Genomic DNA, 16,573 nt, shown 5'->3' with positions numbered 1-16,573 from the left:
GGCGAAGGACTGGGTGTTCTCGATGGCTGCTCGACAGCAGCAAATGAGAATGATACTCATTTACTAACGGAAAAGTTTGTCAAAGTGTGGCAATGCCCGTACACCGGCACCCTGAGCGCCGGCGGATGGTGCAGCGATCCGAACAACAAGGGGCAGCGGGCCAGCAGGTCCGCTTGCCGGCCCATTCGACCGGGCTCAACCATGCGACAACGCGTTCTATTAATCGCTACGATCGGGCCAAGCGACACAACCTGGACCTTGCCATGCCCTCCCCGACAATCGACGCCCCTGCCTTCCGGCAGCCCCCCGGCCCGCTGCACGCGATGCTGCTTGCGGGAACCGTTCCCCTGTTCCTGGGTGCGCTCTTGAGCGACCTGGCCTACTACAACAGCTACCAGATCCAATGGAGCAATTTTGCATCCTGGCTGATCGCCGGCGCCCTGGTGCTGGGCGGCTTTGCCCTGCTCTTCGCGCTGGTCGCGCTACTCCGGTCGAAGGGCAGCAAAGGCCCTGCACTGGTGCATTTTTTGCTATTGCTGGCCACCTGGGTGATCGGCCTTATCGATGCCTTCGTGCACGCAAAGGATGCCTGGGCCGCCATGCCGTCCGGCCTGTATTTGTCGATCGCCGTCACCGTGCTGGCCTGCATCACCGCATGGCGGGCGCTGGCGACACGGGCTGGAGGTGCGCGATGAACCGCCCGATGCTGATGACCGTCTCGTGCGCGGCGCTGTTGCTGGCGGGGTGCGGCGACGATGGCGGCAGTGCCCAGGCGCTCGGTGCCGATCCGAAGATGCCCGAGCCGCAACGGGGCCTGCTGCCCAGCATGAAGATCGCGGAGCCGGCCGCTTGGGGCGACCGCAAACCCGTCGTGCCGAAGGGTTACACCATCACGGCCATCGCGACCGACCTGAAGATTCCGCGGCAGACGCTCGTGCTGCCGAACGGCGACATCCTCGTTGCCGAGGGCCGCGGCGGCAGCGCCCCGAAGCTCAAACCCAAGGACGTGATCGCCGGCTATATCAAGGCCAAGGGCACGTCCAAGGTCGAAAGCGGCGATCGCCTGACCTTGCTGCGCGACGCCGATGGCGATGGCCGCTACGAGCTCAAGACCGTGTTCGCGGATAAACTGAATGCGCCTTACGGCCTGGCTTTCCACGAGGGCAAGCTCTATGTGGCCAACCAGGATGAACTGGTCCGCTTCGACTACACGGAGGGACAGACGAAGGCGGGCGGCGCACCGGCCAGCATCGCCAGACTGCCCGACGAGATCAACCACCACTGGACCAAGGCACTGGCCATCAGCCCCGACGGGCGCTTCCTGTACGTGGGTATCGGCTCGAACAGCAATATCACGGAACGCGGCATGGAAGCGGAACGCGACCGCGCCATGGTCTGGCGGGTCGATGCCGAAACAGGCGCCTACAAGCCCTACGCGACGGGCTTGCGCAATCCGACGGCGTTGGCGATCCACCCGGAAACGCAGCAGTTGTGGGCGGTCGTCAACGAACGCGATGAGCTGGGGCCGGACCTGGTGCCCGACTACCTGACGTCGGTGCGCGAAGGCGCCTTCTATGGCTGGCCCTACAGCTATTGGGGGCAGAACGTCGATCCCCGCGTCAAGCCGCAGGATCCGGACAAGGTGGCGGCCGCCGTCAAGCCCGATTACGCGCTCGGTTCCCATGTGGCCGCGCTGGGCGTGGGCTTTTCCGTGCCGGCGATGGGTGAATCGTTCGCGAACGGCGCCTTCGTGGGCGAACACGGCAGCTGGAACCGCGCACAGCCCGTGGGCTACAAGGTCATCTTCGTGCCGTTCGACAAAGGGCGGCCCGCTGGCCAGCCGGTCGATTTCGTGACCGGCTTCCGCGATGACGACGGCACGACGCGCGGCCGGCCGGTCGGCGTGACGGTGGACCCGCGCGGCGCGCTGATCGTCGCGGATGACCTGTCCAATACGGTGTGGCGGGTGACCCGCAGCCGCTAATGGCGCGTGTCGGGGCGACCGTGGCATTGCGCCGGGTCGCCATGGCGCCTTTCCTTCACGATTTCGCCGCCGCCAGCGCCTCGGCGATCCAGCTGTCGAACAACTGCTGGTGGTACTTGATCCAGCCAGCCGTGTGGCGCGCGATGTCGGCCTGCGTGTTCTCGCCGCTGCGCATGCGCTCATTCTGCGCGCTGATGTCGGCGATCGGCAGGCGCATCACTTCAAACAGTTTCACCGCCGCCGGGTTCTTCTCGGCCCAGGCACGGTTCGCGACGATGCGTGTGATGCTCACGGAAAAGCCATAGTTGCTGCCATCGTCGAGGCGCGTGTCGGTCTTCTGCGGCGTCGCCGAGAACGGCACCTGCAGCCACACGACATCCTTGCCCGGCACCAGCACGCTGCTCACCCAGTACGGCGTCCACGTGTAGTACAGGACCGGCTGGCCGCGCTGGTAGCGGCCGATCGTGTCGGCGATCAGCGCCGCATAGCTGCCCTGCACGTGCGTGACCGTCGGGCGCAGCTTGTACGCGTCCAGGTGGTGTTCGATCATCGCCTCGCAGCCCCAGCCCGGATTGCAGCCGGCCAGGTCGGCCTTGCCGTCGCCGTCCTGGTCGAACAGCCTGGCCACGTCCGGATCGCGCAGCTGGTCGACGCTGGTGATGTGGTACTTGTCGGCCGTTGCCTTGTCGATCAGGTAGCCCTGGGCAGCCGGGCCGGCATACTGGCCCGTGCGCAGCAGCTTTGCGTCGCCGCCGGCATTGTCGTAGTAATCGCGTTGCAAGGGGTCCCAGTGCACCGCGAGATAGGTCGCGTCGCCATTGGCGACGGCGATGTGCGCGGTTGGATAATCGACTTCCCTGATCGGCTGCGGCTCGTAGCCGAGCCGTTCGAGGGCGCGGTCGACCAGCATGGTCTGGAACGTTTCCTCGGCGATCGGGCTTTGCAGCGCCTGCACCTTGATACCCTTGCCCGGCAGGCCGGCGTCCGGCGTTTGCGCCATGGCCAGGCCCGTGGTCAGCGTGAGCGCGGCAAGCGCCAGGGCCGAGAACCACTGGAACCTGCGCTGCGTTTTATACGTGTCCTTGAAGTGTTCGAGTTGTTGCATGAAGATCCTTTGTCATATGCGTCTGATGTACTTGTCCGTGCTTACCGTGCGGGCGTGGCCGGCGCGGTGGCGTCGCGTGCCGCGTCACCCGGCGACCGGGTGCGGCCCGCCAGGCGCAGCAGGCTGCCGAGCGGCCCCGTTTCGTACCAGTGGCGCACGCCGCGGCGCGGTTGCCCCATCGCCTGCGTAAGCCGGTCCAGCGTGATGGCCAGCAGCACGATGCCGAGGCCGCCGACGGTGGCCAGGCCCATGTCCAGGCGGCCGATGCCGCGCAATACCATCTGGCCCAGGCCGCCGACGGCGATCATCGAGGCGATCACCACCATCGACAGCGACAGCATCAGCGACTGGTTGATGCCGGCCATGATGGACGGCATCGCCAGCGGCATCTGCACGCGGGTCAGCAACTGCCACGGTGACGCACCGTAGGCGCGCGCCGCTTCGACCAGGTCGGGGCGCACCTGGCGGATGCCGAGATTGGTCAGGCGCACCAGCGGCGGCAGCGCAAAGATGATGGTCACGATCACGCCGGGCGCATTGCCGATACCGAACAGCATGACGACCGGCACCAGGTACACGAAGGCCGGCGTGGTCTGCATGGCGTCCAGCAGCGGGCGCAGGATGTTCTGCGCGCGGTCGCTGCTGGCCAGGAAGATCCCCAGCGGCAGACCGATCGCCAGGCAGAACGCGAGCGACGTGAGCACCAGCGACAGAGTGACCATCGCCTCCGGCCAGACGCCGAGCATCGACACGACCAGCAGCGCCAGCACGGTGCCGATGGCCAGTGTGCGGCTGGTGAACTGCCAGGCCAGCAGGCCGATGATGGCGATCACCACGGACGATGGCGCGGCCAGCAGCACGTCAGCCGCGCCGGCCAGCGTGGCGTCGATCGGCGCGCGCACGGCCTGGAAGAACGGGCGGCAATGCGCGACGACCCAGCCCAGGCCATCGTTGATCCACGATTGCAGCGGCAGCGAGCCGTCGAGCAGTTGCGCCAGCAGCGAACCATCGGCGTGCTCCGGCGTGGGGGCCGTTCCTGCGGCGTCGAGCCAGGAAGTATCACCCGGCGGCGCGGGCAACCATGGGTTCGACGGGGTGGATGGCGCCACGCCTGGCTCCAGCGAGGCAATGGTATTGGCAATCATGCTTGTCCTTCCTGTGTTTGTTTATCGGCGCCGCGTGGATCGGCGATCGGTGGCGTGTCGCGGTCGAGGAACTTCAGCAAGGTGGTCTTGCTGATGGCGCCGCGAAAGCTGCCGTCGCTGGCCACCACCGGCACCGCATACGGCAGTTGCGCCACCTGGCCCACCAGGCCGGCAACAGGTTCGTCCGCATCGATGCACTGCACGTCATCCAGGTAGGCATGCTGCAGGCCCAGCGGTCCGGTATGGCCGTCGAGCGCGCCGCGCAGCGAATCGGCCGACACGAGGCCGAGGAACGCACGTTTCGGGTCGACGACATAGGCAAATGCCCGGTCCTGCTCTTCCAGCATCGACAGCGCCGCGCGGGCGCCCCGGGTGGGCGATTCCGACACCACGATCTGGCTCTTGCGGGCGATATCGCCGGCCTTGAAGACGGCCGCCGCATCCACGCCGCGCACGAAGCTGCGCACCCAGTCGTTGGCGGGCCTGCGCAGGATCTCTTCCGGCGTGCCCACCTGCACCACGTGCCCATCCTTCATGAGGGCGATCCGGTCGCCGATGCGCATGGCTTCATCGAGGTCGTGCGAGATGAAGACGATGGTGCGGCGCTTGATCTGCTGCAGACGCAGCAGCTCCGACTGCATTTCCGTGCGCATGATCGGGTCGAGCGCGGAAAACGCCTCGTCCATCAGCAGGATCGACGGGTCGCACGCCAGCGCGCGGGCCAGGCCGACCCGCTGCTGCATGCCGCCGGACAGTTCATCGGGATAGCTGCCGGCATACCCGGCAAGGCCCACCTGCTCCAGCGCCTGCAGGGCCAGCGCATGGCGCTCGGCCCGGGCCATGCCGGCCAGTTCAAGGCCGAACGCCGTGTTGTCGAGCACGGAGAGTTGCGGCAGCAGCGCAAAGGACTGGAACACCATGCTGATGTCCTTGCGGCGCAACGCGCGCAGCTGCGCGTCCGGCAAGGTATTGATATCGCCGCCGTCGACGAGGATGCGGCCGTCGGTCGGCTCGATCAGGCGGTTGAGCATGCGCACCAGTGTCGACTTGCCCGAACCGGACAGCCCCATGATGACGAAAATCTCGCCCGCCTCGATGGTGAAGCTGGCGTCGAACACGCCGATCGTGCAACCGGTGCGGGCGAGGATGTCCTGCTTGCTTGCGCCCTCGCGAACGAGCGCCAGGGCGGCGTCGGGCTGGTCGCCGAATACTTTGAATACATGGTCGATGACGATCTGTTTTGCCACGTTGTGGTTCTCCTTCGATTTCGCGAATGAACGACACCCCGCGGCCATGGGCCGCGAACGGGAATCGGCGAACCCCGGGCCGGCGGCGATGCCACGGCGCAGAACGCGGGCAGGCGACGGAACGGGGCGGGACACGCGTGGGCGCAGGCGTTACCGCCTGGATCCTGGGGTGTCGTGTGCGTGCTGAAGGAAGCTGGGGTTCAGGACGTTCAGCCACGCGGGCGCCATGTCATTGCATGGCACAGGTATCGGACGCACCATGCGCCAGACGATTTACGGAGATGGGCGCGAGGCCCGATGAATGTCTCGCACGTGTTGCACGAAAAAGCGTGCAATCCTTGCGGTACCGCCGTTGGCGGCACGGGTGATGCGAGGTTGCTGCGGCGTCGATCTGTTGTGAATTTGCGTCATTATAACGCAACAGCAGTCAAAAGTCCAGGCGCTGCCGGATTGGATGTGCTAGTAATCCGCACCAGACCGGGCAGCCGGCGGTGGCTGCCGCTGCAGGCCAGGCGTCATGCCGGACGTGCCGCCGTGGCCGCAATGGGAAAGATCCGGTCGTAGGCGAGATTGAACAGGAAGCCGTACACCAGGTAGAAGATCACGATCGCCAGGTCCATCACCAGCGCCGCCCAAATGCCGATGCCCAGGTACCAGGCGATCATCGGGATGAGCATGATCACGAGCCCCGCCTCGAACAGGAGCGTGTGCACGACGCGGATCGCCATGGTCTTGTGGACGGTGCCCCGCAGCGCGCGCAGGGAACGGTCGAACCCCATGTTGAAGATGAAATTCCACAGCGTGGCGATGGTTGCCGACGCGACGCCGATCACGCCCATGCTCTCGACCGGCTTGTCGAACACCGCCGCCGATCCCGGGATGAAGATGGCCAGGGCCACGGCCTCGAACAGGAGCGCGTGCCGTACGCGGTCGCCGAATGTACGCATTTGATTTTTCTCCTTGCAGACTGAACAAAGTATGATCGCATAGGAATAAAATGTATGCATATAGACGAATACGGGGCATCACGCTTCAAATATGAAACACCTGAACTGGGATGACCTGCGGCTGCTGCTGCTCATCGTGCAGGAAGGCACGCTGCGCAGGGCCAGCAAGAAAGCAGGCATGAGCCCGGCAACGCTGTCGCGCCGGCTCGACGACCTGGAGGAAGCGGTCGGGCAAAAACTCGTCGAACGTTTCCAGGCCGGCTGCCTGCCGACGGCGTTCGGCGCCGACATGGTTGCCCTGGCCAGCCAGATGGGCGAGATCGCCCTGGAAGTCGAGCGCACGCGCGATCGCCAGGATGCCCATGCCGCGTCCGGCGTGGTGCGGATCAACACCGACGAGTGGCTTTCCTACTTTCTCACCACCCGGTTCGCGCGCTTCCACGACGCCTATCCGAACGTCGAAGTGGAAATCGTGACATCGCACCGGCCCTACAGCCTGGCGCGGCGCGAAGCCGATATCGCACTCCGGCCTTACCGTCCGGAACAGCTCGACCTCGTCACGCGCTGCCTCGGCACCCTGTCCTTCGGGCTGTACTGCAGCCGGGACGTGGCAGAGCGCCATGCGGCCGCGCTGTCCAGCGGGGATTGGGCGCGCGTGCCGTTCGTGGGCTTCGACGAACCCCGCGCGGAGTTCCAGTCCGACCGGTGGCTGCGGGCACTGCCCGGCGCGCCGGCCCCATGGATGCGGTGCAGCTACGGGCTCGGCATCCTCGATGGCGTGTCCCATGGCGCCGGCCTGGGCGTGCTCGCCACGTTCCTTGCCGGCGACCAGCAAGACCTGGTGGCCGCGATTCCCCACATCCCCGAACTGGACCAGGAAATCTGGCTGTCGATGCACGCCTCCCTGCGCACCAGCGCGCGCATCAGGGCGGTGGTCGACTTCATGGGTCAGGTGTTCGCCGCTTACCGCGAAACAGGCCGCTGACGCGGCGTGCGGGCTCGAGCAAGGCAACGACGCGGTCGCCGCGCTTACGGTCGCCCCCCACGGCGTGATGGCGCCCGGCCAGGAGCCGGCTCGCCCTCCCCCGCCTCGCCGTCTCCGTGATCACGCGGCGCGGGGCCGCCTTCGAGTTCGCCGGTGATGACCTGCTGGCCATGTTCGACCATGAATTCCTGGAACGAGGCGGCCACGGTGGGGATCGGGTGGTCGGCCTTGTGCATCACGTGCCAGTCGGCCAGCACGGGCGTGCCCGGCACGGGCAGGACTTCGAGCAGGCGGTTGCGCACTTCCAGCGTGCAGGCATGCACCGACAGGAAGGCCACGCCCAGGCCCGCGGCCGTCATGCGCTTGATCGCCTCGTTGCTGGACAATTCCGAACCGATCGACAGCGGCGCATTGGCTTCGCGGTACAGGTGCTCGATCGCCGACCGGGTGCCGGAGCCGGGCTCGCGCACCAGCAGGTTGTGGCCGATCAGGTCCGCCGGCGCCACGGCCTTGCCGGCCAGCGCATGCGTGGGCGCCACGAAGAATGCCATGGGGTGGCGGGCGAACCGGCTTGCGCTGGTGGGGAATTCGCGCGGCGGCGTGCCCATGATCGCCAGGTCGATCTCGTCGCGGCTCAGCATGCCGATCACCTCGGGGCGCGAGCCGACGCGCAGCTTGATGTGCACGCCGGGGTGGCCACCCGTGAAGCGCACCAGCATCGCCGGCAGCAGGTGTTCGGCCGTCATCACGGCGCCGATGCGCAGCGTGCCGCTGGTGACGCCCTTCAGCGCGGCGATCTCGTTCCCCGCCTCTTCCCACACGGCCAGGATCTTCTGCGCATAGCCGACCAGCAGTTCGCCCGCTGCCGTCATCTGGATATTGCGCCCCTGCTTGCGCGTGAGCGGCAGGCCCGCCGATTCCTCGAGCATCCGCAGGTGCATGGAGACGGCGGGCTGCGTGACGTGCATCGCTTCGGCCGCGCGCGACACGCTCTGGTGGCGGGCCACCTGCACGAGGGCCTGCAACTGCTTGAAACTGGCTGGATACATCAGCAATCCCTTATAACAATCCGGAAATATCTTATTTTTATTTTATCCGACCCGCCCGTATAGTGAAACCTTCGCAACACATCCATCCAGGAGGACGCATGACGGCACAAGCGGTGATTTTCGATCTATCCACGTTCAAGGTACCCAGCCGGGGCATGTTCCCGATGCGCTCGGACATCGAGGCGCAACGGCTGCTCGACAAGGCGATCGATGGCGGCTGCCATTGCGCGGTGGTGAGCGACCTGCCCCACAGCCAGGCGGACATGCGCCTGCGCGAACGCTTCGGCGATGCGGCCCACCACCTGTTTTCCGTGGTGCTGACGGATGCGGACTTCGCGGCCCGCGGCCACAAGTCGCCCTATTCCACCGTGCTCCAGGTGCTCGGCGTGAATGCCGGCGACGCGCTCGTCGTGTCGACCTCGCAGCCGGCCACGAACGCGGCACGTCGCGAGAACATCCGCGTCACGGAGGGTGGCAACGCCCGGTTCTGACCAGCAGCGCTTTTCAACATCATGGAGAAATCGAATGCAAACCATCGTCATTGCCGGCGGCGGCGTGGCGGGTCTGGAACTGGCGACCCGCCTTGGCCGTGAACTCGGCCGCCGCAACAAGGCGCGCATCGTCCTCGTGGACAGCGCACCAACACACTTCTGGAAGCCCCTGCTGCACTCCGTTGCAGCCGGCACCATCGATCCCGACCACTACCATGTCGACCATGCCCGCCAGGCGATCGACAATCATTTCGAATTCATGTGCGGCGAGGTGGTCGACGTCGACCGCGCGGCGCGCGCGCTGACGATCCGCGCCCGCCTGCCCCACGCCATGGGCCAGGAAACCACGCTGCGCTACGACCGGCTGGTGCTCTCGTTCGGGTCCGTCACCAATTTCTTCGGCGTTCCCGGCGCCGCCGACCACTGCCTGTCGCTGGATGGCGTGGAACAGGCCGAAGCGTTCCGCCGGCGCTTCCTGCGCCTGTGCGCCGCCGCCGGGGCGCGCCAGCGCCTGAACAGCAACGGCGCGACGCTGCCGTCCGCGGCACCTGCCGCGCCTGCCGCCCCATTGGTCAACATCGTCATCGTCGGCGCCGGCCCCACGGGGGTGGAACTGGCGGCGGACCTGCGCCACACGGTCGATACGCTGGTGCGCTACCGGCTCAACGAACTGGATTCGGCATGCCAGGTGCGCATCACGATCATCGAGCGCGGGCCGCGGCTGCTGCCCTCGCTCGCGCCGGCGCTGTCCGACATTGCCGCCGCCAAGCTGCGCGGCCTGGGCATCGATATCCGCACCGACACGGCGGTGGCCGAAGTCACCGCCGAACATGTGATCACAGCCGACGGCGAAGTGTATCCGGCCGCCATCGCGGTCTGGGCCGCCGGCGTGCAGGGTCCGTCCATCAACACGCGGCTCGGCATCGCCCTGAACCGCAGCAAGCAGGTGCTCGTGGACGCGCAGTTGCGCGCCATCGACGACCCGCACATCCATGCGATGGGCGACTGCTCCGCGATGCAGGTGGCCAGCGCCACGGCGATGGTGCCGCCAAGCGCGCAGGCGGCAAGGCAGCAGGCGGACTTCCTGTACCACCTGCTGGCGCGCCCGCAGCGATCGGCGCCGGCATTCCGCTACCGCGACCATGGCACACTCGTGTCGCTCGGGCGCTATGGCGCCGTGGGCATGCTGCGCCAGGTCATTGGCGACCGCCACGTGAACGTGCAGGGCATGGTCGCCAAGGCGCTGTACCTGGTGGCCTACGAGCGCTATGTGATGGCCAATCTCGGCCCCGTGCGGATGTGCGCCCAGATGGTGGTGCGCTGGGTGCGGTCGAAGTGGCTGATGCCGGTCAAGTGGCACTGAACGTCGGACCGGCGGGCGCTGAGAGCGAACAGCGGGACCGCGGCGTCACGCCGACGCCGCGGTCCCGCCAGTGATTACCAGCGATAGTCGGCCGACAGCACGACCTTGCGGCGCTGCCCGAACCAGCAGTCGCCGCGGGACAGGCACGTGGCGATGTAGTCCTTGTCCGCGAGGTTGTTCACGTTCAGGGCAAAACGCCATGCCCGCATGTCGTACGACACCATCAAGTCGCCCAGCGTGACCGACGGCACAGTCACCTTGCCGGTGCCGTCGCCGTTGCGGCCCACATAGCGCAGGCCGCCACCCGCTTTCAGCCCGGCGATGCCCATGCGGCCGAAATCATGGATGGCCCACACGGAACCGCCATGTTCGGGAATGCCCTCGATCTGCCAGCTGGCATCGAGGTCGCCGCCATACGAACCGGCGCTGGCGCGGGCACGCGTGTACGAATAGCTGGCCAGCAGGTTCCACGCGGCGACATCGGCCTTCACTTCCGCCTCGATCCCCTTCACGCGGGCTTCGCCGAGCTGGATGCTGAAGTTCGGGTTGGCCGGATCGTTCGCCAGCCGGTTTTTTTCCTTCAGCGTGTACACCGATGCCGTGGCCTGCACCGGCAGGCCCACCGGTTCCCATTTCACGCCGGCCTCATATTGCTCGCCGCGTTTCGGCTTGAACGACCGCCCCGCCGCATCGGTGCCGGATACGGGCACGAACGATTCGGAATAGCTCGCGTAAGGCGCGAGACCCGGCCTGGCCTGGTAGACGACACCGACGTTGATGCTGGTGGCGGCATCCTTCTTGACATCGCCGCCGACGGTGCTGTTGCGCACCCGATCGCGCCGCGCGCCCACGCGCACGCTGAGCGCATCGTTGAACTTCATCTGGTCCTGCGCCAGCACGCCGATGCGGCGGATGCGCGTTTCGCTCCACGGCGCGTCGATCTCGCCCGGATCGGGGTCCACGCCATACACCGGCGCATAGACGTTGAGCGGTGAGGCCGCCAGTTCGGACGACTGGCCGGCGGCATCGTGGGCCGTGCCGTCGATCCCGACCATCAGCGTGTGGCGCACGGCGCCCGTGCGCACCTTGCCCTGCAGCGTCAGGTCGCCGGACGTCGTGCGCGTGCTGTCGCGATTGACGTAGGCGATGCGGTTCATGTATTGGCCGGTCGGGTCGCTGGCGCCCGTGGCGTCGACGAAACCGTCCCACCACGCCGCATACATCGATTTCATCAGGCCCGTCACCCGGTCGTGGCGCAGGTTGTGCCGCAGTTGCCAGTCCGGCCCGAGCGCGACGTCCAGCGCGTAGCCGGCGCGCTTTCGCGTGCCGCCATAACGGTCCCAGGCCGGTTCACCGATGAACAGGTCGGTGGGAATCGGGCCATTCGGCGCGGCATACAGCGTGCCTTCCAGGCCGAGGAAGGCATTGGTGTTCTTGCTGCGGTCATGCTGGTACTCGGCATACACCGTGACGCTGTCGGTGGCATTGGGCTTCCAGGTCAGCGATGGCGCGAACAGCTCGCGCTTTTCATCCGCATGGCGGATCTGCGTGTCGCTGTCCTTGCCGACGACGACAAGGCGATACAGCAGCGATCCGTCCGCGGTCAGCGGCCCGGTGAAGTCGCCATGCAGTTCCCGCAGGTTGTCGTTGCCGAGCCGGATGCCCGCTTCATGCGCCCGCTCCGCCTGCGGGCGCTTGGAAACGAGATTGACGACGCCACCCGGGTCGTTTTCGCCGGCGATGATCGACGATGGCCCGCGCAGCACTTCGATGCGGTCGTAGGCGTAGGGCTCCGTGCGCACGATGCCCCAGCTGCCCGATAACGGCAGGCGCAGGCCGTCGAGCAGCGTCGTCAGATCCGAACTGCCGCGCAGCGAGACATAATCGCCGCGGTTGTCCACGCCATACAGCTCGTTGCGCACGCCGGCGGCGTAGCGCAGCACTTCCTGCAGGTTCGGCGAGGCCTGGTCGCGGATCTGGTCGGCCGTGACGATGGTGACCGACTGTGGCGTTTCCAGCAGCGGGATGTCCATCTTCGTGGCGGTGCTGGAGCGCTTCGCCAGGTAGCCCGTGTCATCGGCCGCCGCGCCCGTCACGGTCACCACCGGCATGGTGGCGTCCTGGGACGTCGTTGCATCCTGGCCCGATGCCCGAGCGGCGCTCGCGGCGGCCAGGAAAAGGAAGATGGACTGGGCGATGTGCGTGCGATGGAGTGTGGTTGTCATTGTCGGCGGTTAGATGGCGATGCATTTTAAATGAGAATAATTCTCATTCTATTTTTTCTGATGCATAACTGTCAATAGCCTCAACCTTCGGCCTGCTCGGCTGGCACCCGACGGTGATCACGACTGGCGTAACAAATTTGGTATCATTTCCGGCTTTCGCGCAGGCGCGTTGCGATAACATCCCCTGTGACATGTGGCATGCGATAGCCGATCAAATGAAGGTGTACAGGTGAAGAACTGGAATCACGTAACAGGTAGTGAAAAAAACGGATCGGGCCTGCAAGACAGGCGCGGCATGCTCAAGTTTCTCGGTTTGGGGTTCCTGATGCCGCTGGCGGCTTGCAACCAGGGAGAAGGAAAGCCGCGCGAGCATATCGTATTGAATGCGGAAATGTTTTCGTACATCGACCGCCCTGTCTTTGACATCTTCTTCAACGGCGAGGACCTCGGGGTCATGAATAATTACGGCGCTACCGGGACAATTGTTGGCGTCCGCATCCCCTTCGGCGCCCAGACCCTGAGCTGGCGGCTCGACGGTCCGAGAGGCATGCCCCGCAACGGTGAAACGGTGAACATGAAGAATGCATTGGTCATCGCACCCGGACAGATCCCGCCACACATCCGCTATGTTGGCATCCATCTCTATCCGGATGACACGGCGGAAGTCACGTTCTCGGAGGGTGTACCGGAGCGGACGGCAAGGGGTGAGGAAATACTGGCCAAGCGAAAACAAGTTGACAGCAAGTGACACGGTGGTCATTTTGGTGCAGCACCATTCTGCTTCGGACTCTGAGCGACATGCGCCGCTGCAGATCGTGACCGGCGACCCGCACCGGATTGCCGGGCAGCCTGGTGAGCACATGAGCTTTCACGCCGTGTACGAATTGCTGCGCTCCTGGTCAGGGCTGGTCCTCGAACAGGAGTGACTTGGCGCCAGACGGCGCTGCCACCCTTCATGCCATGCCCGAAGTCCCTCAGGCTTCCCCCCATTCCCGCGCCTCGCCGGATGCCCGAACCGATGTCGAACGAATCCTGCCGTGAGCCGGCAGGCACGATGTCGAGCAGTACCGACCCTTAGAAGTTATACGCCGCCCGCACCCCGTACGTGCGCGGATCGTTCAGGAAGAACGAACCCGGCACGCGGCTTTCGATCTTCACCGTATCCTCGATGTTCTTGACGAACAATTGCACGTTCCACTTGCCGTCCGGGTCGGCATAGCCGATCGAGGCATCGGATTTCCAGTACGACGGCTGGCGGTAGCGGATGCCTTCGACCGGGTCGCTGATGTAATACGACGTCGAGTGCCGCGTGTTGGCGGTGGCCGTGATCTCGCCGCCATTGCCCAGCGTGAAATGATGCGTGTAGCCCAGGCTGATCGTCGACGTGGGAGCGCGGTCCAGCTTCTGCCCGGAGAAATCGATCGTGGCGGTCGGATGGTAGCTCTTGTACTTTGCATCGGTGAACGCCACGCTCGTGCTCAGCGTGCCGTCCTCGAACACGCGCAGCTTGCCTTCGAACTCGGCGCCGTCGACTTCCGAGTTGGCCGCGTTCGCCGTGAACGAATGACACGATGCGGGATCGTTGGTACGGCAGGTCGTCGTCGTCAGCTGCTGGTCTTCATAGGCGTAATGAAAGACGTTGGCGGACAGTTGCAGGCGGTTGTCCAGGAAGCGGCCCTTGATGCCGGCCTCGTAGGCCTTCAGGGTCTCCGGCCGGTACACGCCCGTGTCCCGTTCGGCGTTGAAGCCGCCCGCCTTGTAGCCTGTCGAGATGCTGCCATACACCATCACGTTCGGCCGCAGGTCGTGATCGATGCCGAGCTTCCAGCTGGTGTTGTTGAAGCGTACGTCTTCCGAATACGCCTTCGAACTCTCCGTTGCCGGCGGCACCGCGGCTTCGCCACTGAGCGGATCGTAACCGGACTTGCGGTCACGGGTGCGGCGCACGCCGACGATCAGCCGGGTATCGTCGCGCACCGCATAGGTGGCTTGCCCGAACGCCGCCGTCGACTTGTTGTTCAGCGTGGCCAGGAACGGCAGCACGATGTTGAACTGGCCGAAGGGTGCCGTGACGTAGGTCGTGTAGGCGGCGCGGCGGAAGATGTCCTCGTCGAACTTGTACACGCCGGCCACCCAGCGCAGCGGCCCGGTGCCCGTGGAATTGAGGCGGAACTCGTGCGAGACCGCGTCGCTGTCGCCCACGTTCAGCGTGGTGAACGGGAAGCCGAAGTAGACCCCGTTGTTCAGCTGGTCCAGCGTCAGCCGCATCTTCGCCAGCTGGTACGTGACGTCGATGTCGGCCACGCGTGTCTTGAACTCGCCGCGCAGCGACGTGGCCTCGTTGTCGCGGTGGGAACCGGCATCCTGCTTGAATTCCCAGAACGCCGTGCGCTGCACGCCCTTGCCGCGGTCGACGTAGACGGGATCCTTGATATGGTTGCCGCGGCCGGCCGGCGTGAAGCCCAGCTTGCCGATCAGTTCACCGTCGAAGAAGTTCGTGATCGGCACCGGCGACGAGGCGCCGCCGCCGATCCTGTTCTGTTCCGCCGTCAGCAGCAGACTGGTGTCCTTGCCGAAAGTGCCCAGCAGGTGCAGGCGCGCGGACTTGTCGTCCTGGCTTTCCAGCTCGATCGTGTTCGGGCCCGCGTTGTAGTACGTTTCGTGCTTGTTGGTGTTGATCGCCGCGCGCATCGCCCAGTTGTCGCCGATCGGCACGTTCAGCATCGCATCGACGCGCCGCGTGCGGTAGTTGCCCAGCTCGACGCCGACCTTGCCTTCCAGCTTGCGCGTGGGCTTGTTCGTGATCAGGTTGATCGCGCCGGCGGTGGCGTTGCGGCCGTACAGCGTGCCTTGCGGGCCGCGCAGCACTTCGATGCGGTCCAGGTCGAAGAAGGCCGCGGCCTGCGCCTCGTAGCGGGGGATGTAGGCGCCGTCGACATGGAATGCCGCCGACGGGTCGCCCTTCTCCGTCATGTCCAGGCTCGTCACGCCGCGGATCGATACCTGCAGCATGCCGCTCTCCTGGGCGATTTCCACGTTCGGCAGCGCTTCGGCCAGCGCGCGCGGGTCGTTCGTGCCGGCGTTCTTCAAGTCGTCGCCCGATATGACGGACAGCGCCAGCGGCGTCTTGCTCGCCGGCTGTGCCACCTTCTGCGCCGTGATGATCACTTCGGCGATGCCGCCACGGTCCGGCTTTGCTTCCTGGCTGGCGTCACCGGCCTGGGCGGCGGCGCCTGTCGCGAAGGACAGGCAACCCGCGGCGCAAAGCGCATGGGTGATCGAGCTGAGCTTGGGGTGTTTCATTTTCGTCTCCTGGTCATCGGCGGGTCGTGACCCGCTGTCGGGTGTTGTGTTGTGCGAAAAATGATAGTTGCTGGACTGCCCGTTTCGATGCCCCATCCGGCCTGATTGTTTGGATGACTGGCATCGATCCGGTGAATACCGGCGCCGCCGGCACGGGCGTGCGAAGCCCCGCATGGCCACGTGCCAGGCAGGGGTTTCCACGTCCGCGCGAAGGCGCGTCAAACGTGTCTGGATCTGAAAGTGATGCGCTGCCAGGGCCGCCGATCACGGCGCCATCCGGGCCGCCCCGACGTTCGATCAGGCGGCAATAGCCGCCTGGCGGATCGTGGCGATCAGGCGTGCGCGGGCGCGATCGTGGCGCCGGTAGTGCAGCTGGTGACCGGGCTCCACGGCAGGTACGAGATGCGCAGCTGGACCGCCGCCGTCACCTGGTGCTCGCCGGCCGGCAGCCCGCCCGGCCGCAGCACCGATACCTGGGCCACTTCGCCGAATTCCCAGCGTTCCACGTATTCCGTTTCCAGTTCGTCGAGCGTGAAGGTGCGGCCGCGAACCGTGAAGCGCACCTGCTCGCGCGCGATCTTTTCGCCGTCGACGGTGATGGCGATGTCCTCGACGGCCGAGAGGATCTGGCCGCGGTAATACGGCAGGCGCGCGCCGAACTGCCAGCCGGCGCCGTCGTCGGTATTGCGCACGCTGCCGGGATAGATGATGTGCTGGTCGTACATGGGA

At 65.8% G+C, this 16,573-nt stretch carries 15 protein-coding genes; 7 read left to right on the top strand and 8 right to left on the bottom strand.

From position 1 onward, the window contains the following. Nucleotides 1-125: 125 nt before the first annotated feature. Entirely contained in the window at nt 126-695 is a 570-nt protein-coding gene (locus EWM63_RS32125; RefSeq protein ID WP_229487501.1) for a DUF2231 domain-containing protein, read from the top strand. After that, entirely contained in the window at nt 692-1,984 is a 1,293-nt protein-coding gene (locus tag EWM63_RS25170) for a PQQ-dependent sugar dehydrogenase (RefSeq protein ID WP_229487500.1), read from the top strand. The genes EWM63_RS32125 and EWM63_RS25170 overlap by 4 nt, the downstream gene beginning before the upstream one ends. Nucleotides 1,985-2,039: 55 nt before the next feature. Here EWM63_RS25170 and proX read toward each other — a convergent pair whose 3' ends face one another. The 4 genes from proX to EWM63_RS25150 all read right to left on the bottom strand — a co-directional run bounded on the left by proX (nt 2,040) and on the right by EWM63_RS25150 (nt 6,428). Beyond that, a complete protein-coding gene (gene proX / locus EWM63_RS25165; protein WP_130188974.1) occupies nt 2,040-3,089 on the bottom strand; it encodes a glycine betaine/L-proline ABC transporter substrate-binding protein ProX in 1,050 nt (349 codons plus the stop codon). Nucleotides 3,090-3,130: 41 nt separating this feature from the next. Next, entirely contained in the window at nt 3,131-4,234 is a 1,104-nt protein-coding gene (proW, locus tag EWM63_RS25160) for a glycine betaine/L-proline ABC transporter permease ProW (protein ID WP_130188973.1), read from the bottom strand. Beyond that, nucleotides 4,231-5,481 (bottom strand): glycine betaine/L-proline ABC transporter ATP-binding protein ProV, encoded by a 1,251-nt coding sequence (proV, locus tag EWM63_RS25155; RefSeq protein WP_130188972.1) that lies wholly within the window; start codon nt 5,479-5,481, stop codon nt 4,231-4,233. Before proV ends, proW begins: the two co-directional genes overlap by 4 nt. A gap of 515 nt (nt 5,482-5,996) precedes the next feature. Further along, nucleotides 5,997-6,428: a PACE efflux transporter gene (locus EWM63_RS25150; protein ID WP_130188971.1), complete on the bottom strand. Its 432-nt coding sequence runs from the start codon at nt 6,426-6,428 to the stop codon at nt 5,997-5,999. Between the two features lie 91 nt (nt 6,429-6,519). Here EWM63_RS25150 and EWM63_RS25145 point away from each other — a divergent pair, with 91 nt between their 5' ends. After that, nucleotides 6,520-7,413 (top strand): LysR family transcriptional regulator, encoded by an 894-nt coding sequence (locus EWM63_RS25145; protein ID WP_130188970.1) that lies wholly within the window; start codon nt 6,520-6,522, stop codon nt 7,411-7,413. 44 nt (nt 7,414-7,457) lie between these two features. On the opposite strand, the gene EWM63_RS25140 is transcribed toward EWM63_RS25145, so the two are convergent. After that, nucleotides 7,458-8,462 carry a LysR family transcriptional regulator gene (locus EWM63_RS25140; RefSeq protein WP_130188969.1) on the bottom strand — a complete coding sequence of 335 codons (1,005 nt, stop codon included), beginning with the start codon at nt 8,460-8,462 and terminating at the stop codon, nt 7,458-7,460. 98 nt (nt 8,463-8,560) lie between these two features. Here EWM63_RS25140 and EWM63_RS25135 point away from each other — a divergent pair, with 98 nt between their 5' ends. Together EWM63_RS25135 and EWM63_RS25130 are read left to right on the top strand one after the other, a co-directional pair. After that, nucleotides 8,561-8,953 carry an HAD family hydrolase gene (locus EWM63_RS25135; RefSeq protein ID WP_130188968.1) on the top strand — a complete coding sequence of 131 codons (393 nt, stop codon included), beginning with the start codon at nt 8,561-8,563 and terminating at the stop codon, nt 8,951-8,953. Nucleotides 8,954-8,987: 34 nt separating this feature from the next. Beyond that, complete coding sequence (locus EWM63_RS25130; RefSeq protein WP_165390917.1) at nt 8,988-10,316, top strand: NAD(P)/FAD-dependent oxidoreductase; 1,329 nt, start codon at nt 8,988-8,990, stop codon at nt 10,314-10,316. Between the two features lie 74 nt (nt 10,317-10,390). Here the strand turns inward: EWM63_RS25130 and EWM63_RS25125 are convergent, their stop codons facing one another. Next, complete coding sequence (locus EWM63_RS25125) at nt 10,391-12,541, bottom strand: TonB-dependent siderophore receptor (protein WP_130188966.1); 2,151 nt, start codon at nt 12,539-12,541, stop codon at nt 10,391-10,393. A 229-nt stretch (nt 12,542-12,770) separates the two neighbouring features. Between EWM63_RS25125 and EWM63_RS25120 the strand changes: the two genes are divergently transcribed. Both EWM63_RS25120 and EWM63_RS25115 read left to right on the top strand, forming a co-directional pair. Continuing rightward, nucleotides 12,771-13,289 carry a hypothetical protein gene (locus EWM63_RS25120; protein ID WP_130188965.1) on the top strand — a complete coding sequence of 173 codons (519 nt, stop codon included), beginning with the start codon at nt 12,771-12,773 and terminating at the stop codon, nt 13,287-13,289. Beyond that, on the top strand, nt 13,276-13,467 hold the full coding sequence (locus EWM63_RS25115) for a hypothetical protein (protein ID WP_130188964.1): 192 nt from the start codon (nt 13,276-13,278) through the stop codon (nt 13,465-13,467). The genes EWM63_RS25120 and EWM63_RS25115 overlap by 14 nt, the downstream gene beginning before the upstream one ends. A gap of 148 nt (nt 13,468-13,615) precedes the next feature. Here the strand turns inward: EWM63_RS25115 and EWM63_RS25110 are convergent, their stop codons facing one another. Together EWM63_RS25110 and EWM63_RS25105 are read right to left on the bottom strand one after the other, a co-directional pair. Further along, the gene (locus tag EWM63_RS25110; protein ID WP_130188963.1) at nt 13,616-15,844 is read right to left on the bottom strand and encodes a TonB-dependent receptor; all 2,229 of its coding nucleotides are present in this window, start codon (nt 15,842-15,844) and stop codon (nt 13,616-13,618) included. Between the two features lie 332 nt (nt 15,845-16,176). After that, nucleotides 16,177-16,569 carry a C-glycoside deglycosidase beta subunit domain-containing protein gene (locus EWM63_RS25105; RefSeq protein WP_130188962.1) on the bottom strand — a complete coding sequence of 131 codons (393 nt, stop codon included), beginning with the start codon at nt 16,567-16,569 and terminating at the stop codon, nt 16,177-16,179. Nucleotides 16,570-16,573 lie beyond the last annotated feature (4 nt).

This window comes from Pseudoduganella lutea (assembly GCF_004209755.1).
GTDB classification, from domain to species: domain Bacteria; phylum Pseudomonadota; class Gammaproteobacteria; order Burkholderiales; family Burkholderiaceae_D; genus Rugamonas; species Rugamonas lutea.
Note: the sequence above shows the minus strand (reverse complement) of the source record. Positions and strands in the feature narration are given on the sequence as shown.